Source organism: Cupriavidus sp. 86D6 (genome assembly GCF_057815095.1).
In genome coordinates this window covers 19,618-36,570 of record NZ_JBYPSB010000001.1, presented here as the reverse complement: position 1 = coordinate 36,570, position 16,953 = coordinate 19,618, and the positions used below count along the sequence as shown (strand labels likewise).

Genomic DNA, 16,953 nt, shown 5'->3' with positions numbered 1-16,953 from the left:
CAGCCGTTGGTGATGCGGTTATTCGGGTTTCCAGTGCTCGTTCGGATGCAGGTCAAGCGTCGCGGCGGCCAGCACCTGCATCACGAAATCCTCGTAGCTGATGCCCGCCGCGCGCGCCGCCATCGGCACGAGCGAATGGCCGGTCATGCCGGGCGACGTATTCATTTCGAGCAGATGCGGGCGGCCGTCGCGGGTCAGCATGACGTCCGCACGGGCCCAGCCACGGCAACCCAGCACGCGAAACGCTTCGACGGCCAGCGCCCGCACTTCGTTCTCCAGTGCCTCAGGCAAAGTTGACGGGCACAGGTATTGGGTAACGTCAGTAAAGTACTTATTTTGATAGTCGTAGTTGGACTCGGGCGCGACAATCTTGATAACGGGCAGTGCTTCGGCCGTTGCGCCCTCGCCCACCACGGGGCAGGTCAGCTCGTCGCCGTCGATGAACGTCTCGGCGATGACGTCGGCATCGAGCCCCGCCGCCTTCTCGAACGCCTCGCGCATCTGGCCGGCGTCGGTGACCTTGGTCAGGCCGATCGACGACCCCTCGCGGGCCGGCTTGACGATCAGCGGCAGGCCCAGATCCCGCACCACGGCGTCGAAATCGGTATCGGCGTACAGCATCGCAAAGCGCGGCGTGGCCAGGCCGTGCGTCATCCACAGGCGCTTGGTGGCCTGCTTGTCCATGGCCAGCGCCGACGCCAGCACGCCGCTGCCCGTATAGGGCACGCCCAGCTGTTCCAGCAGGCCCTGCATCGTGCCGTCCTCGCCGTAACGGCCATGCAGCGCGATGAAGACGCGGTCGAACTTCGCCGCGGCCAGTTCCGCCACGGACTGCAGCGCCGGGTCGAACGCGTGGGCGTCCACGCCGCGCGACTGCAGTGCCGCCAGCACGCCGTTGCCGGACATCAGCGAGATTTCGCGCTCGGCCGAGCGCCCGCCCAGCAGCACGCCAACCTTGCCCAGCGATTTCGGATCGATATTGGGATGCGCCACGAAGCTCATTGCTGACCTCCCGCCTGGTGCGACACCAGTTGTCCCGGCACCGCACCGATCGTGCCGGCACCCATGGTCACGACCACATCGCCAGGTCGCACGGCATCCATGATCGATTGGGGCATGTCTTCGATCTGTTCCACAAAAACGGGTTCTACCTTGTTGGCCACCCGCAGCGCGCGGGTCAGCGCGCGGCCGTCGGCGGCCACGATGGGCGCCTCGCCGGCCGCATACACCTCGGCCAGCAGCAGCGCGTCGACGGTGCCCAGCACCTTCACGAAATCCTCGAAGCAGTCGCGCGTCCGCGTGAACCGGTGCGGCTGGAAGGCCAGCACCAGCCGGCGGTCCGGGAATGCACCGCGCGCGGCGGCCAGCGTGGCGGCCATTTCCACCGGGTGGTGGCCGTAGTCGTCCACCAGCGTGAACGTGCCGGCGCCATCGGGCGTCGCCACCTCGCCGTAGCGCTGGAAGCGGCGGCCCACGCCGTGGAACTCGCGCAGCGCCTTGACGATGGCGGCGTCGGGCACCTCCAGTTCGGTGGCGATGGCGATGGCGGCCAGCGCGTTCTGCACGTTGTGCAGGCCCGGCAGGTTCAGCACCACGTCCAGCGGCGGTTCGGCGTGGCCGTTGAGCTGGCGCAGCACCGTGAAATGCATCTGGCCGTCCACCGCGCGGGCGTTGATCGCGCGGATCTGGGCATCCTCGGCAAAGCCGTAGCGCACCACGGGCTTGGACACGAACGGCATGATCTCGCGCACGTTCGGGTCATCCACGCACAGCACGGCAATGCCGTAGAACGGCAGGCGCTGGGTGAATTCCACGAACGCCTGCTTCAGACGGGCAAAGTCATGCCCGTACGTGTCCATGTGGTCGGCGTCGATATTGGTGATGACTTCCATCACCGGGAACAGGTTCAGGAACGACGCATCCGACTCGTCGGCCTCGGCCACGATGAAGTCGCCCGTGCCCAGGCGCGCGTTGGCGCCGGCCGAATTCAGCCGGCCGCCGATCACGAAGGTCGGGTCGAGCCCGCCCTCGGCCAGCACCGACGCCACCAGGCTGGTGGTCGTGGTCTTGCCGTGCGTGCCGGCGATGGCCACGCCCTGCTTCAGGCGCATCAGTTCGGCCAGCATCACGGCGCGCGGCACCACCGGAATGCGCTTGGCGCGCGCGGCCAGCACTTCCGGGTTGTCGTGGGTCACCGCGGTCGACACGACCACGGCGTTGGCGCCTTCCACATTGGCCGCATCATGGCCGTGGCACACGCGGGCGCCGAGCGAGGCCAGGCGCCGCGTGGCAGCGTTGCTGCCCATGTCGGAGCCCGAGACCTTGTAGCCCAGGTTCAGCAGGACCTCGGCGATGCCGCTCATGCCGGCCCCGCCAATGCCTACGAAGTGGATGTTCTTGACGATATGCTTCATTGCTTCCGTTTCATTTTTCGCCCGCCACCTGCCGGCAGATCTCGGCCACGCGCCGGGTTGCCTCAGGTTTGGCCAGGCTGCGCGCCGCGCGCGCCATGTCCTTCAACTGGCCGCGGTCCAGACCGGCGATCGTTTGCGCCAGGCCCTCCGCGGTCAATGCGTTCTGTTGCACCAGCAACGCCGCGCCCTGCTTCGACAGGAAGCTGGCGTTGGTGGTCTGGTGGTCGTCCACCGCGTGCGGGAACGGCACGAACAGCGCGGCCACCCCGGCGGCCGCCACTTCCGAGACCGTCATCGCGCCAGCGCGGCAGATGACCAGGTCGGCGTCGGCGTAGGCCGCCGCCATGTCGTCGATAAATGGCACGGTCTCGCCGGCCACGCCCGCCGCCACGTAGTTGGCGCGCAGCTTGTCGATCTGTTTCGCGCCGGCCTGATGCTTCACCGTCGGCCGGGTGGCCTCGGGCAGCAAGGCCAGCGCCTTCGGCACGACGTCGTTCAGTGCCGCCGCGCCGAGGCTGCCGCCCACCACAAGGATGCGCAGCGGTCCGGTGCGATGGTCGTAGCGAGACGCCGGCTCCGGGATCTCCGCCAGTTCGGCGCGGACCGGGTTGCCGGTCCATTCGCTGTCCGGCAGCGCGTCCGGGAACGCGCACAGCACGCGGTCGGCCACCTTGGCCAGCACCTTGTTGGCCAGCCCGGCGATGGAGTTCTGCTCATGCAGCACCAGCGGCCGGCCCAGCAGCGACGCCATCATCCCGGCCGGGAACGTAATGTAGCCCCCCATGCCCAGCACCACGTCGGGCTTCACCCGGCGCAGCGCGCCGATGCTTTGCCAGAACGCGCGCAGCAGGTTCAGCGGCAGCAGCAGCTTGGTCACCAGGCCCTTGCCGCGCAGGCCACCGAACTGGATGTACTCCATCGGGATGTCATGCTTGGGCACCAGCGTGGCTTCCATGCCCGAGCGATTACCCAGCCAGACCACGCGCCAGCCCTCGTCGCGCAGCGCGCGCGCGACCGCCAGCCCCGGGAACACGTGCCCCCCGGTGCCGCCAGCCATGACGAGAAGGGTGCGGTCGGTCATACCTTCCCTCCGCGCATCCGGCGATTCTGGCTTCGGCCGCTGCGCTTAACTTCCTGCTTGCGCAGGAAGTTAGCCTTCGCCGAAATCGAGCGTTGACGCACTCCGGTCATACCTTCCCTCCGCGCGCCCGGCGATTTTGGCTTCGGCCGCTGCGCTTAACTTCCTGCTTGCGCAGGAAGTTAGCCTTCGCCGAAATCGAGCGTTGACGCACTCCGGTCATACCTTCCCTCCGCGCGCCCGGCGATTTTGGCTTCGGCCGCTGCGCTTAACTTCCTGCTTGCGCAGGAAGTTAGCCTTCGCCGAAATCGAGCGTTGACGCACTCCGGTCATACCTTCCCTCCGCGCATCAACACTCGATTTTCGTAGTCGATCCGCAGGACGATCGCCAGCGCCACGCAGTTCATCAGGATGCCCGAGCCGCCGTAGCTCACCAGCGGCAGCGTCAGTCCCTTGGTGGGCAGCAGGCCCAGGTTCACGCCCATGTTGATGAAGGTCTGCCAGCCGACCCACACGCCGATGCCCTTGGCCACCAGCCCGGCAAACGTGCGGTCGAGCTGCAGCGCGGTGCGGCCGATGTTGAAGCAGCGGCGCACCAGCCAGTAGAACAGCACGATCATCACCAGCACGCCGATAAAGCCGAATTCCTCGCCGATCACCGCCAGGATGAAGTCGGTATGCGCCTCGGGCAGGTAGTGCAGCTTCTCGATACTGCCGCCCAGGCCCACGCCCGTCCATTCGCCACGGCCGAAGGCGATCAGCGAGTGCGTCAGCTGATACGCCTTGCCCAGCGCGTTGCTCTCTTCCCACGGGTTCAGGTACGCAAAGATCCGCTCGCGGCGCCAGGGCGACGCCGTGATCAGCAGCGCGAACGCGCCCACGGCCACGCCCACCAGGCCCGCGAACAGCTTGCCGTTGATGCCGCCCAGGAACAGGATGCCCATGGCCACGGCCGCGATCACCAGGAACGCGCCCATGTCGGGTTCCAGCAGCAGCAGCATGCCCACCACCACCACCGCCACGCCCATCGGCAGGAAACCCTTGCTGACGGTCTGCATCCATTCCTGCTTGCGCACCGTGTAGTTGGCCGCGTACAGCACCACGGCCAGCTTCATCAGTTCCGATGGCTGGAAGTTCATCACGCCCAGCGGAATCCAGCGCCGCGCGCCGTTCACGCCCTTGCCCACGAACGGCACCAGCACCAGCACCAGCAGCACCAGCGCGATGATGAACAGCTTGGGCGCGTACTTGTCCCACACCTTGACCGGCACCTGGAACGCCGCCAGGCCCACCGACAGGCCGATGAACAGCGCGAACGCATGGCGCACCAGGAAGTGCGCCTCGCGGTAGTTGGCGTAGCGCGGCGAGTCGGGCAGCGCGATCGATGCCGAATAGACCATCACCAGGCCGAACGTCAGCAGCACGATAGCCACCCACAGCAGCGGCTGGTCGTACTCCATCATCCGCGAACGGGTCGGCTTGACGCCCGACACCGCGTCGCGCAGGCCACCCCAGGCGTTGCCGATGGTGGCGCCGATGAATCCGCTGCGCTTGACCTGCGAGTCGCTCATGGCATGATCCCCCGGGACAGGGCCAGTTCTTCCACCGCGCCGCGAAACACCTGCGCGCGATGCACGTAATTGCGGAACATGTCGAGGCTGGCACAGGCGGGCGACAGCAATACGACATCGCCCGATTCGGCCAGACCCGCCGATTTCTCGACCGCTTCTTCCAGCGTGGCGGCGTCAATGATCTGCGTGCCCGTGGCGGCCAGTGCCTCGCGGATGGCGCCGGCGTCCTTGCCGATCAGCACCACGGCGCGTGCATATTGCGTCACCGGCGCGGCCAGCGGAGAAAAGTCCTGGCCCTTGCCTTCGCCGCCGGCGATCAGCACCACGCGCTTGTCCAGCCCGTTCAGCGCGGCCACGGTGGCCCCCACATTGGTGCCCTTGCTGTCGTCGAAGTACTCGACCTCGTCGATGGTCGCCACCCACTCCACGCGGTGCGGCTCGCCGCGATACTCGCGCAGGCCATGCAGCAGCGCGTTCAGCGGCAGGTCGATCGCCCGGCACAGCGCCAGCGCCGCCATGGCGTTGGTGGCGTTGTGGAGGCCACGGATATGCAGCGCATCGGCCGGCATCAGGCGCTTGTGGCGCACCGGCACGGCTTCCGTGACCGCCTCGTCCTTCCTGCGGCGGCGGGGCTTCTGCTCCGGTTCGGCTTCCGTATCGGGCTCGGCCACGATCAGCCACGGCATGCCGCCGTCGCGCAGTACGCCGTAGCTGCCGGCGGTCTCGGGCAGGTCGGTGCCGAAGGTGACCGGCGTCGCGCCCGGACGGGCCATGTCCAGCGTCAACTTGTCCTGGCGGTTCAGCACCTGCACGCAGCCTTTGCCGTCCGGGCCGAAGATGCGGGCCTTGGCGGCCGCGTAGGCTTGCATGCTGCCGTGCCAGTCCAGGTGATCCTGTGTGACGTTGAGCACCGTCGCGGCGTGGGGCGCCAGCGAGAAGGTGTATTCCAGCTGGAAGCTCGACAGCTCCAGCACCCAGACATCGGGCAGCGTGGCGCTGGCGATGCAGGCCGACAGCTTGTCCAGCGCCGACGGGCTGATATTGCCGGCCACGCCAACGGTCTTGCCTGCGCGCTCGATCAGCCGGCCGGTCAGCGCCGTGGTGGTGGTCTTGCCGTTGGTGCCGGTGATGGCCAGGACGCGCGGCGCGTAGCCCGACGTGGCTTCCAGATAGCCCAGCGCCTGGGCGAACAGTTCGATCTCGCCCCAGACCGGGATGCCGCGCGCCTGGGCCGCATCGAGCAGCGCCTTCGTGCCGGCTTCCAGCGGCGACAGGCCGGGGCTGATCGCCACCAGGCCGATATCGTCGAGCAGGCTTTCGGCGAACGGGCCGCCCGCGAACTGCGCCGTGGTCAGTTCGGCCTGCAGGAAGGCAAGGTTGGCGGGCGCCTCGCGTGTGTCGGCCACGCGCACGCGGCAGCCGTTCAGGCCGCACCAGCGTGCCATGGCCAGCCCCGATTCACCGAGGCCAAGTACCAGCACATGAGGTTTCTGCAACACGCCAAACACTTCGATTTCCTGCCTATATATAGAGAGCTTCAGTTTTCGGGGACGCTCAGCGCAGCTTCAGCGTCGACAGGCCAATCAGCACCAGCAGCATCGTGATGATCCAGAACCGCACGGTGACCTGTGTTTCCTTCCAGCCACTCAGTTCGAAGTGGTGGTGCAGCGGCGCCATGCGGAACAGGCGCCGGCCTTCGCCATAGCGTTTCTTCGTGAACTTGAACCAGGTGACCTGCAGCATCACCGACAGCGTTTCCACCACGAAGATGCCGCCCATCACGAACAGCACGATTTCCTGGCGCACGATCACGGCGATGGTGCCCAGCGCGCCGCCCAGCGCCAGCGCGCCGACATCGCCCATGAACACCCGCGCCGGGTGCGCGTTGAACCAGAGGAAGGCCAGGCCCGCGCCGGCCATCGCCGAGCAGAAGATCAGCAGTTCGCCGGCGCCCGGGATATGCGGGAACAGCAGGTACTTGCTGTAGACCGCGTTGCCCATCACGTAGGCGAACACGCCCAGGCCGCCGCCGACCAACACCACGGGCATGATCACCAGGCCGTCCAGCCCGTCGGTCAGGTTCACCGCGTTGCTGGAGCCGACGATCACCAGGTACGTCAGCACGATGAAGCCGGTCACGCCCAGCGGGTAGCTGATTTCCTTGAAGAACGGGACGATCAGGTTCGTCTTGTACGGCACATCGGCGAACATGCCGCCTTCGATCCAGCTCAGGAACAGGCTCCAGACCCGCACGTTGCTGGCCTCGGTCACCGAGAACGCCAGGTACACGGCAGCCACCAGGCCAATCAGCGTCTGCCAGAAGAACTTCTCGCGGCTCGACATGCCGCGCGGGTCGCGATACACCACCTTGCGGTAGTCGTCGACCCAGCCCACCGCGCCGTAGCCCAGCGTCACCAGCAGCACCACCCAGATGAAGCGGTTGCCCCAGTCGCACCAGAGCAGCGTCGACACGCAGATCGAGATCAGCACCAGCACGCCGCCCATGGTGGGCGTGCCGGACTTGACCAGGTGCGTCTGCGGGCCGATGGTACGCACGGCCTGGCCGATCTTCAGTTCGGTCAGGCGACGGATGACCCACGGCCCGAAACCGAGGCCGATCACCAGCGCGGTGAGGTTGGCCATCACCGCGCGGAAGGTCAGGTAGTTAACGACCCGCAGGAAGCTGTAATCGTTTTGCAGCCACTGGGCCAGTGCCAATAACATCGTTCGTCTTTCTTAGTGAGCGGAAGGGGATGCGACCAGCGCATCGACCATCCGTTCCATGCGCATGAAGCGCGATCCCTTCACGAGCACAGCGGCTGCACCAGCCACCACGCCCTCCTTGTCTTCCTTCAGCGCCTGCGCCAGGGCTTCCGCATGGGCAAAATGGCGCGCGCCCGGGCCGTATGCCTGCACGGCATGCGTGGCCAGATCGCCCAGCGCCCACAGCGTCTCGATGCCGCGGTCCCGTGCGTAGGCGCCAATCTCGGCATGGAACGCCGGGCCCTGGTCGCCCACTTCGCCCATGTCGCCCAGTACCAGCACGCGGGGGGCGGCAAACCCGGCCAGCACGTCGATGGCGGCGCGCACGGAATCGGGATTCGCGTTGTAGGTATCGTCGATGACCACCGTGCCAGCCGGCGTGTGCTTGACCTGCAGGCGGCCCTTCACGGCCGAGAAGCCTGCGATGCCGCGCTGGATCGCATCCACCGCCACCCCGGCCGCCAGCGCGCAGGCCGTGGCGGCCAGCGCGTTGCGCACGTTGTGCGCGCCCAGCAGCTGCAGCCGCAGATCGAAGCTCTGGTTTGGCGCCGTCACGTGCAGCACCTGCGCGCCGTCGTCCAGCGTCACGGTCGCGCGCACATCGGCCGAAGCGTCGGTGCCGAACGCCAGCACGCGGCGGGCGCCCGCCGCCTGGCGCCAGATCGCGGCATGCGCGCCGCCGCTTTCGGCATCCACCGGAAACACCGCCACGCCATCGGCCAGCAGTGCGGCGATGGCGCTGGCGTGCTCGTGGGCCACCGCTTCCACGCTGACCATGAATTCCTGGTGCTCACGCTGCGCGTTGGTGATCACGGCCACGGTCGGCTGGGCGATGGCAGCCAGGTAGACCGTCTCGCCCGGATGGTTCATGCCCAGTTCCAGCACCGCCAGCTTGTGGTGCGCGCGCAGGCGCAGCACCGTCAGCGGCAGGCCGATATCGTTGTTCAGGTTGCCGCCCGTGGCCAGCCGGTCGTCCTCGCCCACGGCCGCGGCAAAGATCGCCGCGATCATTTCCTTGACCGTGGTCTTGCCGTTGCTGCCGGTGACGGCCACCGTCGGCGGCGTGAACTGGCGGCGCCAGCCGGCACCGAGTTCGCCCAGGCCGATGCGCGTGTCCGGCACGATCAGCGCCGGCACGTCGAGGTCGATGTCGCGGCTCACCAGCACGGCGGCGGCGCCGCGCGCCACCACATCGGCCAGGAAGTCATGGGCGTCGAAGCGGTCGCCCTTGAGCGCCACGAACAGATCGCCCGGCTGTACGGTACGGCTGTCGGTGTGCACGCGCGAAAACGTGCGGGTGGCATCGCCGGAAATACGCGCGCCGGCCATCCAGCCGGCGGCTTGCTGCAAATTCGTCATCTGGTGTCCGTTCATGCCGACACCCCCCGCGTGCCCAGGGTCAGGCGCACATGTTCGCGGTCCGAGAACGGCCGCTTGCGGCCCTGGATCTCCTGCGTGGCTTCATGGCCCTTGCCGGCCACGAGCACCACATCGGCCGGGGCGGCGTGCTTGATTGCGTAAAGAATGGCCGCGGCGCGGTCTTCGATCAGCCGTACGCGGCTGCGGTCCTGCATGCCGTCGGCGATCTGTTCGAGGATATCGAGCGGATCTTCGCTGCGCGGGTTGTCGCTGGTCAGCACCACGTCGTCGGCCAGGCGTTCGGCCACGCCGCCCATCAGCGGGCGCTTGGTGGCGTCGCGGTCGCCGCCGCAGCCGAATACGCACCAGAGCCGGCCCTGGCGGGCGTCGGCCACCGGGCGCAGCGCGGTCAGCGTCTGCACCAGCGCGTCGGGCGTGTGGGCGTAGTCCACCACGGCCAGCGGCGCCTCATGGCCGCCGAACAGTTCCATGCGGCCATCGACCGGCGTCAGCTGGCGAAGGGCGGCAATCGCCGCATCCCAGGCCACGCCCTGCGCCAGCGCGGCACCCAGCACCGCCAGCAGATTGCTGACGTTGAAGGCGCCGATCATCGGCGTGGTCACGTCGGCGCTGCCGAAGCTGCCATCGACATGGAACGCCGTGCCCGAGGCCGTGGCGCGCACATCGGTGGCGCGCAGCCATTGGCCGCGTGCCGCCGAGGCACCGGCCTTGCCGTCGATGCCATATTCGATCACCTGCGGCGCGCTGACGGCGGCGGCATTGCCGGCCAGCAGGCGGCCGCCCATGGCGTCGTCGCGATTGATCACGGCCGCGCGCAGGCCATCCCACTGGAACAGCAGCGCCTTGGCGGCCTCGTACTCGGCCATCGTGCCGTGGTAGTCGAGGTGATCCTGCGTCAGGTTGGTCAGCACCGCCACGCCAAACCCGGTGCCAGCCACGCGGCCCTGCTCCAGGCCGTGCGACGACACTTCCATGGCGATGGCGCGCGCGCCCGCATCGTTCAGCTCGGCCAGGCTGGCCTGCAGCTGCACGGCATCGGGCGTGGTGAAACCGGTGATGCGCAGTGCATCGGGGAAGCCTGTGCCCAGCGTGCCGATCGTCGCGCACGGCGTGCCGGTGCCCTGCAGCAGGCGCGCCAGCCACTGCGCGCACGATGTCTTGCCGTTGGTCCCCGTGATGCCGGTCACGGCCAGGTTGCGGGCGCCGATGCCGTACCAGCCGGCCGCGATCGGGCCGGCCAGCCAGTGCAGCTGCGACACGGCCAGGTGCGGCACGGCGTCGCCGTGCGGCCAGTCGAAGCCATCGGCCTCGTAGATCACGGCCGAGGCGCCCGCGGCGATGGCCTTGTCGATATGCGGACGGCCGTCGGTCGCCAGGCGTTCGTTACCCAGCACGTAGGCAAAGAACACGTCGCCCGGCTGCAGGCGGCGCGTGTCGCCGGTCAGCCGGGCACCGGCCGGCGCGTGCGAATGCAGCCAGGCCAGCGTGTTGCTGGCCTGAGTGGACACCTCGAGCGGGAGCAGCGGCTTGGCCGTCATGGCGTGGCGCTCCACGGTGGTTCGCTTTCCTGGACCTTGTCGGTGACCATCAGCTGGCGGATCGGCGAATCGGGCTGGACGTTCAGCGAGCGCAGCGCGCCGCCCGTAATGGCCGAGAAGACCGGGCCGGCCACGGCACCGCCGTAGTGGCTGCCGGCGGTCGGCTCGTCGACGCTGACCGCCACGATCACGCGCGGGTTCGACATCGGCGCCAGGCCGATGAACGACGCGCGGTACTTGCTGCGGTCATAGCCACGGCCAACGTGCTTGTATGCGGTACCGGTCTTGCCGCCCACGCGGTAGCCCATCACCTGGGCCTCCGGTGCGGTGCCGCCCGGAGCGGTCACGGTTTCCAGCATGCCGCGCACTTCACGCGCGATCTGGGGCGTCAGGATGCGTTCGCCGCTGACCGGGCCGTTGGTCTTGAACATCGACACCGGAATCAGCTCGCCGTCGTGGGCGAAGATCGTATAGGCATGCGCCACCTGGAACAGCGACACCGACAGGCCGTAGCCGTAGGACATGGTGGCCTGCTCGATCGGGCGCCAGCTCTTCCAGGGCCGCACGCGGCCAGCCACCGCGCCCGGGAAGCCGATCTTCGGCGCCTGGCCCAGGCCCACGCTGGTGAACATGTCCCACATCTCCTGCGGCTTCATCATCATCGCGATCTTGGTCGTGCCGATGTTGCTCGACTTCTGGATCACGCCGCCCACCGTGAGCGTGCCGTAGTTGTGGGTATCCGAGATCGTGGCGCCTTCGAAGTTGAACTTGCCGGTGGTGACCACCGTCGTGGCCGGCGTCACGCGGCCCAGCTGCAGCGCCAGGCCGATGGTGATCGGCTTCATCATCGAACCGGGCTCGAAGGTGTCGGTCAGCACGCGGTTGCGCAGCTGTTCGCCCGACAGGCGGCTGCGGTCGTTCGGGTTGTAGGTGGGCCAGTTGGCCAGCGCCAGCACCTCGCCGGTCTGGGCGTCCAGCACCACGGCGCTGGCGGCCTTGGCCTTGTTGCGCTCCACCACGGCCTTGACCTCGTTGTAGGCCAGGTACTGGATCTTGGCGTCGATCGACAACTGCATGTCCTGGCCGTCGCGCGGCGTCTTCAGGATGCCGACGTCTTCCACCACGCGGCCCAGGCGGTCCTTGATCACCTGGCGCGCACCGGGGCTGCCGGCCAGCACGCTTTCGCGCGCCAGTTCCACGCCTTCCTGGCCCTTGTCCTCGACGTTGGTAAAGCCGACGATGTGCGCCATCGCCTCGCCTTCCGGGTAGAAACGCTTGTACTCGCGGGTCTGGTGCACGCCCTCAATCTTGAGCGCCGCGATCTTGTCGGCGGCGTCGGGCAGCACCTGGCGCTTCAGGTAGACAAAGCTCTTGTCTTCATTGAACTTGGCGCGCAGGTCCTTCTCGGACATGTCCAGCAGCCTGGCCAGCTGGCGCATGCGCTGGGGATCGAGATCGGGCACGTCTTCGGGCACGGCCCAGATCGCCTTGACCGGCAGGCTGGTGGCCAGCACCAGGCCGTTGCGGTCCAGGATCTTGCCGCGCGTGGCGGGCAGTTCCAGCGTGCGCTGGAAACGCTTCTTGCCCTCCATCTCGTAGAACTGGTTGCCAGGGCCCTGGATCCACATCGCCCGCGCGGCCAGTGCCACGAACGCGGCGAACATCAGGAACACCACGAACTTCGAGCGCCACATCGGCAGGCGCAGGCCCAGCACCGGGCTGGCCGAGAACTGGCCGGTGCGCGGGCGCGCGGCCTCCCCACGCGGCTTGTTGCCGGCGCGGGCGCGGTTCAGGCTCGGGCGGGCCAGGCTCATTTGGCGGGTCCCCCGGCGGGTTGCTGGGCATCGGGCGGGGTGTCAGGCAGCACCACGCCCTGCAGGTATTGGGTACGGCCGGCCATGGCCGGCGCCATCTTCAACTGCGCACGCGCCGAATCGGCAATGCGCGCGCTCTTGCTGAGCGAACTCTGCTGGTACTGCAGGCGCGACCAGTCGATGTCGAGCTGCTTTTCCTCGGTCTGCGCGCGCTCCAGCGCCACGAACAGCGTGCGGGCCTGGTGCTGGGCGCTCACCAGCGACAGCGCGCACAGCATCAGCGCGGCAAGCAGGAAGAAGGTCAGGCGGTTCATGCCGGCTGGCCTCCGAGCTTTTCGGCCACGCGCATCACGGCCGAGCGCGCGCGCGGGTTATCGGCCACTTCCTGGGCGCCGGGCTTGAAGCGGCCCAGCAGCTTCATGGTCGGCTGGGGCAGGTCCGCGGCACGCAGCGGCGCGCGGCGCAGCGCCGGGTCCGCGTCGCGGTCCGGATGGGCGTGCGCCTGCATGAACCGCTTGACGATGCGGTCCTCGAGCGAGTGAAAGCTGATCACCACGAGGCGGCCTCCGACCTGCAGCAGCTCGTACGCAGCCTTCAGGCCTCTTTCGAGGTCCGCAAGCTCTTGATTGACGTGAATCCGTAGAGCTTGAAAGGTGCGGGTCGCAGGGTCCTGACCCTTCTCGCGTGTCTTGACGGTTTTCGCCACGAGCGCGGCAAGCTCTGAAGTAGTGGCGACAGGTCCGCCATCGCCGGGTTCGCTCCGGCGAGCAACAATCGCCTTTGCAATCTGTACAGCAAACCGTTCTTCCCCATAGTCTCGTATCACCCTGGCAATGTCCTGCTCGTCCGCCTGTGCAAGCCATTCGGCTGCAGTGACGCCGCGCGTGGTGTCCATGCGCATGTCCAGCGGGCCCTCGAAACGAAAGGAAAATCCCCTCGCCGCCTCGTCGATCTGGGGCGAGCTGATGCCCAGGTCGAGCAGCACGCCAGCCACGGGCGGGCGCCCGGCCAGCCGGTCGCCCATCTCCGCAAAGCTCGCGTGCTCAATGGAGAAGCGGGCATCCTCGATGGTGCCCGCTTCTGCGATTGCTGCCGGATCCTTGTCGAATGCGACGAGGCTGCCGGCCGGCCCCAGCCGCGCCAGCACGGCACGGCTGTGACCGCCTCTTCCGAAGGTGCCGTCCACGTAGGCGCCGTCGGGCCGCCAGACGAGCGCGTCGACGGCCTCGTCCAGCAACACGGTGCGATGGCGCAGGGCGGTGGTCCCCGGCGTTTCGGTAGGGGTCATGACCTCTTCAGAAAGAGAAATTCTTCAATGCGTCCGGCATGCCTTGCGCCATCGCCGCCTGTTCCTTGGCGGCGTAGGTGGCGGCATCCCAGACTTCGAAATGGCTGCCCATGCCGAGCAGCATCACTTCCTTGTCGAGCATGGCGGCAGCGCGCAGTTCCGGTGCAATCAGCACGCGGCCCGCGCCGTCCATTTCCACGTCGGCGGCGTTACCAAGGAAGATCCGCTTCCACCAGTGGGCATCCATGGGCAGTGCCGCGATGCGGCCGCGGAAAACCTCCCACTCGGGCCTGGGAAAGAGCAACAGGCAGCCATCCGGGTGCTTGGTCAGCGTCACCCGGCCCTCGGCCTGCGTTTGCAGCGCCTCGCGGTGCCTGGCCGGAATGGACATCCGGCCCTTGGCATCGAGCGACAGCGCCGATGCTCCCTGAAACAAGCTCTTCCCCCGGTAACCGCCGGCTATTTCAGCCTTTGGCAGGTCGATTCGTCCTTGTCCGCAACCGCCCGGTCCGATGCGAATCATCGCAGAGACAAGGCGGTATTTCACACAAAAATACACTTCCTCACACTATTTCCCACTTTAGAGGAAGCGTTTTGGCCGGTCAAGGCTCGCTATGGGGCAAAAAACAGGGTTTTTTTAATCAGAACAAAGACTTAGCGCGCCAACTTCACGCACCGCAACAGTGAATCCTTAATGAAATGAAGCACTTGGGGAAGAAAGCAGAGAAACCACCTGAGAACTATCTGAGGGAGGACTGCTGCCGGCAAGAATCGCATCCGGTTGCGCGCCGTCGGGAAGGATACAACGTTTTGCCGCCAGCCCCGCCCGACCAAGGGCTCACGGCAGTTTTCCACAGCCGTGCGAGGCAGCGTTCAGATGCCCGCTGAAAATGAAAATGGCAACGATGCGTACACGCCCGTCGCCATCTGCCATACGCCCCGGTTGTCGCGGCTAGATGCGATAGGCCGTGGTGGTCATGATCTTCGAGGCCGCGCGCATCAGGGCACGCACCGGGCCGGGCAGCGGCACGCCGCCGGCGTCGCGGGCGGCATCGCCATGGCGGATCTCGTCGTCGCGCATCTGTTCCAGGATGGCTCGCGAGCGGCCGTCAGCGGCCGGCAGGCGGTCCAGATGCCCGGTCAGGTGATGCTCGACCTGGCGTTCGGTCTCGGCCACGAAGCCCAGGCTGACGCGGTCGCCCGCCCGGCCCGCGACGACGCCGATGGCAAACGCGCCGGCATACCAGAGCGGATTGAGCAGGCTCGGCCGCGAACCGAGTTCGCGCAGGCGCTCGGCGCACCATGCCAGGTGATCTTCCTCTTCGCGCGCGGCGGCATCCATCTGCGCGCGCACCGGCGCGCTGCGGGCCGTGAGCTTCTGCGCCTGGTACAGGGCCTGCGCACAGACTTCGCCCACATGGTTGATGCGCATGAGGCCGGCCACGTGGCGGCGCTCTTCTGCACTCATCTGTTCCGTATCGGGCGTCAGGCGGTCTGCGGGATTGTCGCGGCCCGCGCGGGTCGCACCGGCAATCGCGCGCAGCGCGACATCGAATTCGTGGATCAACGTGTCCATGGGTGTCAATGGAAGGTCTGCGGCCGCCATACGCGCGTGCCCCACTGATGGGTAGAGCTTTTCCTCGATGGCGCACCGGGATTTCCCGCATTGTACCCGCGGGATTTTGTGCAGGTTTGCGCATCGACATGTCCCCGCGCGGTTTCGCTAAGCCTGGGTCCCGGATAACCCTGAGTTGTGAAAACCAGACAAGACGTTTACCACAGGGTCAAAAAAATAGTGATTTTGCTAGAGTGATCGGCAGCTTCCATGGAAGTCAAGCACGGAAGGATGAAGAGGGCTGACAGGAGGTCCTTCCGCATAGCTTCAACTAATAATTCTTAAGTGGAGATCACCCAGCATGAAAAAATCGCTACTCGCGCTTGCCGCGATGAGCGCTTTTGCCACGGCTGCAAATGCGCAAACCAGCGTGACCCTGTACGGCGTTGTCGACCTGCCTATCGAATACAACAACAACCTGGCACCCGGCTTCAACACCAATCCCGCAACGTGGGGGCCGAATGGCCGCCCGCCTTCGCTGCCCGGTGGCGGCAGCCGTGTCGGCCTGCAGACCGGCGGCGGCCTGTCCGGCTCGCGCTGGGGTCTGCGTGGCACTGAAGACCTGGGCGGCGGCCTGAAGGCACTGTTCGTGCTGGAAAGCGGCTTCGGCCTCGACGACGGCAGGTCGCAGCAAGGCGGCCGCCTGTTCGGTCGTCAGGCATTCCTGGGTCTGCAGAGCGACAGCTACGGCCGTCTGACCATGGGTCGTCAGTACACGACCATGTTCGACATGTTCGCGAACTTCTCGCCGACCGGCTACGCGACGATTTACGAACCGGTGGTGGCCCAGCTGGGCACCAACTTCCGTTCGGACAACACCGTCAAGTACACGGCCGTGTTCGGCCCGGTCACCGCCGAGGCGCACTGGAGCTTTGGCACGGGCGTGGCCGCGATCGGTCCGGTACCGCTGGCCGCCGCGGGCGCGGGCGAAACCCCGGGCAACTTCAACAACAACGCGGGCGGCGGCGCCGGCGTGCTGTACATGAGCGGCCCGCTGGGCCTGACGCTGGCGTACGACGAATGGCGTCCGACGATCACGATCGGCCAGCCGGGCCGTTCGCGCAAGGTGGGTGCCGCCGGCAGCTACACGGTCGGACCGGCCAAGCTGATGGCGGGCTACCGCTACGGCCGCACGACCGACAACACGGGCGCCGAACTGCTGCGCGACAATTACTACTGGTTCGGTGTGAACTACCAGGTATCGGCCCCGCTGGGCCTGACGCTGGCGTATTTCTACGACGACGTGAAGACGATGCGCGCATCGTCGGCGTTCGTGGCGGACAACCCGAAGAACCCGTGGCAGATCAGCTTCGTGGCCGACTACAACTTCTCGAAGCGCACCGACGTCTACCTGACGGCCGGCTACGTGAAGAACTCGGGCCTGAACTTCGACACCTCGGCCGTCAGCTTTGCCAACGGCTACCCGTTGCAGCAGGGCAAGACCAGCCAGGTTGGCGTGGCCCTGGGTATCCGCCACAAGTTCTGATCCGCT

General features: G+C 67.1%; 14 protein-coding genes. 1 reads left to right on the top strand and 13 read right to left on the bottom strand.

All coding sequences use genetic code 11. The features are described from left to right. Positions 1-18 precede the first annotated feature (18 nt). The 13 genes from AC3G88_RS00150 to coq7 all read right to left on the bottom strand — a co-directional run bounded on the left by AC3G88_RS00150 (position 19) and on the right by coq7 (position 15,422). Entirely contained in the window at positions 19-1,002 is a 984-nt protein-coding gene (locus tag AC3G88_RS00150; protein WP_488773576.1) for a D-alanine--D-alanine ligase, read from the bottom strand. Continuing rightward, the gene (gene murC, locus AC3G88_RS00145; RefSeq protein ID WP_400391246.1) at positions 999-2,414 is read right to left on the bottom strand and encodes a UDP-N-acetylmuramate--L-alanine ligase; all 1,416 of its coding nucleotides are present in this window, start codon (positions 2,412-2,414) and stop codon (positions 999-1,001) included. The genes AC3G88_RS00150 and murC overlap by 4 nt, the downstream gene beginning before the upstream one ends. A gap of 10 nt (positions 2,415-2,424) precedes the next feature. Further along, positions 2,425-3,495: an undecaprenyldiphospho-muramoylpentapeptide beta-N-acetylglucosaminyltransferase gene (gene murG / locus AC3G88_RS00140; protein WP_488773577.1), complete on the bottom strand. Its 1,071-nt coding sequence runs from the start codon at positions 3,493-3,495 to the stop codon at positions 2,425-2,427. Positions 3,496-3,821: 326 nt separating this feature from the next. Then, a complete protein-coding gene (gene ftsW / locus AC3G88_RS00135) occupies positions 3,822-5,063 on the bottom strand; it encodes a putative lipid II flippase FtsW (protein ID WP_092601237.1) in 1,242 nt (413 codons plus the stop codon). Then, positions 5,060-6,571 (bottom strand): UDP-N-acetylmuramoyl-L-alanine--D-glutamate ligase, encoded by a 1,512-nt coding sequence (gene murD / locus AC3G88_RS00130; RefSeq protein WP_488892915.1) that lies wholly within the window; start codon positions 6,569-6,571, stop codon positions 5,060-5,062. The genes ftsW and murD overlap by 4 nt, the downstream gene beginning before the upstream one ends. 46 nt (positions 6,572-6,617) lie before the next feature. After that, complete coding sequence (gene mraY, locus AC3G88_RS00125) at positions 6,618-7,787, bottom strand: phospho-N-acetylmuramoyl-pentapeptide-transferase (RefSeq protein WP_066732432.1); 1,170 nt, start codon at positions 7,785-7,787, stop codon at positions 6,618-6,620. Between the two features lie 12 nt (positions 7,788-7,799). Continuing rightward, on the bottom strand, positions 7,800-9,200 hold the full coding sequence (locus tag AC3G88_RS00120; protein ID WP_488892914.1) for a UDP-N-acetylmuramoyl-tripeptide--D-alanyl-D-alanine ligase: 1,401 nt from the start codon (positions 9,198-9,200) through the stop codon (positions 7,800-7,802). Beyond that, complete coding sequence (locus AC3G88_RS00115) at positions 9,197-10,744, bottom strand: UDP-N-acetylmuramoyl-L-alanyl-D-glutamate--2,6-diaminopimelate ligase (RefSeq protein ID WP_488892913.1); 1,548 nt, start codon at positions 10,742-10,744, stop codon at positions 9,197-9,199. The genes AC3G88_RS00120 and AC3G88_RS00115 overlap by 4 nt, the downstream gene beginning before the upstream one ends. Next, complete coding sequence (locus AC3G88_RS00110) at positions 10,741-12,558, bottom strand: peptidoglycan D,D-transpeptidase FtsI family protein (RefSeq protein WP_488773581.1); 1,818 nt, start codon at positions 12,556-12,558, stop codon at positions 10,741-10,743. The genes AC3G88_RS00115 and AC3G88_RS00110 overlap by 4 nt, the downstream gene beginning before the upstream one ends. Then, positions 12,555-12,872 (bottom strand): cell division protein FtsL, encoded by a 318-nt coding sequence (ftsL, locus tag AC3G88_RS00105; RefSeq protein ID WP_092601229.1) that lies wholly within the window; start codon positions 12,870-12,872, stop codon positions 12,555-12,557. The genes AC3G88_RS00110 and ftsL overlap by 4 nt, the downstream gene beginning before the upstream one ends. Further along, entirely contained in the window at positions 12,869-13,846 is a 978-nt protein-coding gene (gene rsmH / locus AC3G88_RS00100; protein ID WP_488773582.1) for a 16S rRNA (cytosine(1402)-N(4))-methyltransferase RsmH, read from the bottom strand. Before rsmH ends, ftsL begins: the two co-directional genes overlap by 4 nt. Positions 13,847-13,853: 7 nt before the next feature. Continuing rightward, the gene (gene mraZ, locus AC3G88_RS00095) at positions 13,854-14,282 is read right to left on the bottom strand and encodes a division/cell wall cluster transcriptional repressor MraZ (RefSeq protein WP_488893146.1); all 429 of its coding nucleotides are present in this window, start codon (positions 14,280-14,282) and stop codon (positions 13,854-13,856) included. A 516-nt stretch (positions 14,283-14,798) separates the two neighbouring features. After that, complete coding sequence (gene coq7, locus AC3G88_RS00090; protein WP_488773583.1) at positions 14,799-15,422, bottom strand: 2-polyprenyl-3-methyl-6-methoxy-1,4-benzoquinone monooxygenase; 624 nt, start codon at positions 15,420-15,422, stop codon at positions 14,799-14,801. A 340-nt stretch (positions 15,423-15,762) separates the two neighbouring features. Between coq7 and AC3G88_RS00085 the strand changes: the two genes are divergently transcribed. After that, on the top strand, positions 15,763-16,947 hold the full coding sequence (locus tag AC3G88_RS00085; RefSeq protein WP_488773584.1) for a porin: 1,185 nt from the start codon (positions 15,763-15,765) through the stop codon (positions 16,945-16,947). Positions 16,948-16,953: the final 6 nt, after the last annotated feature.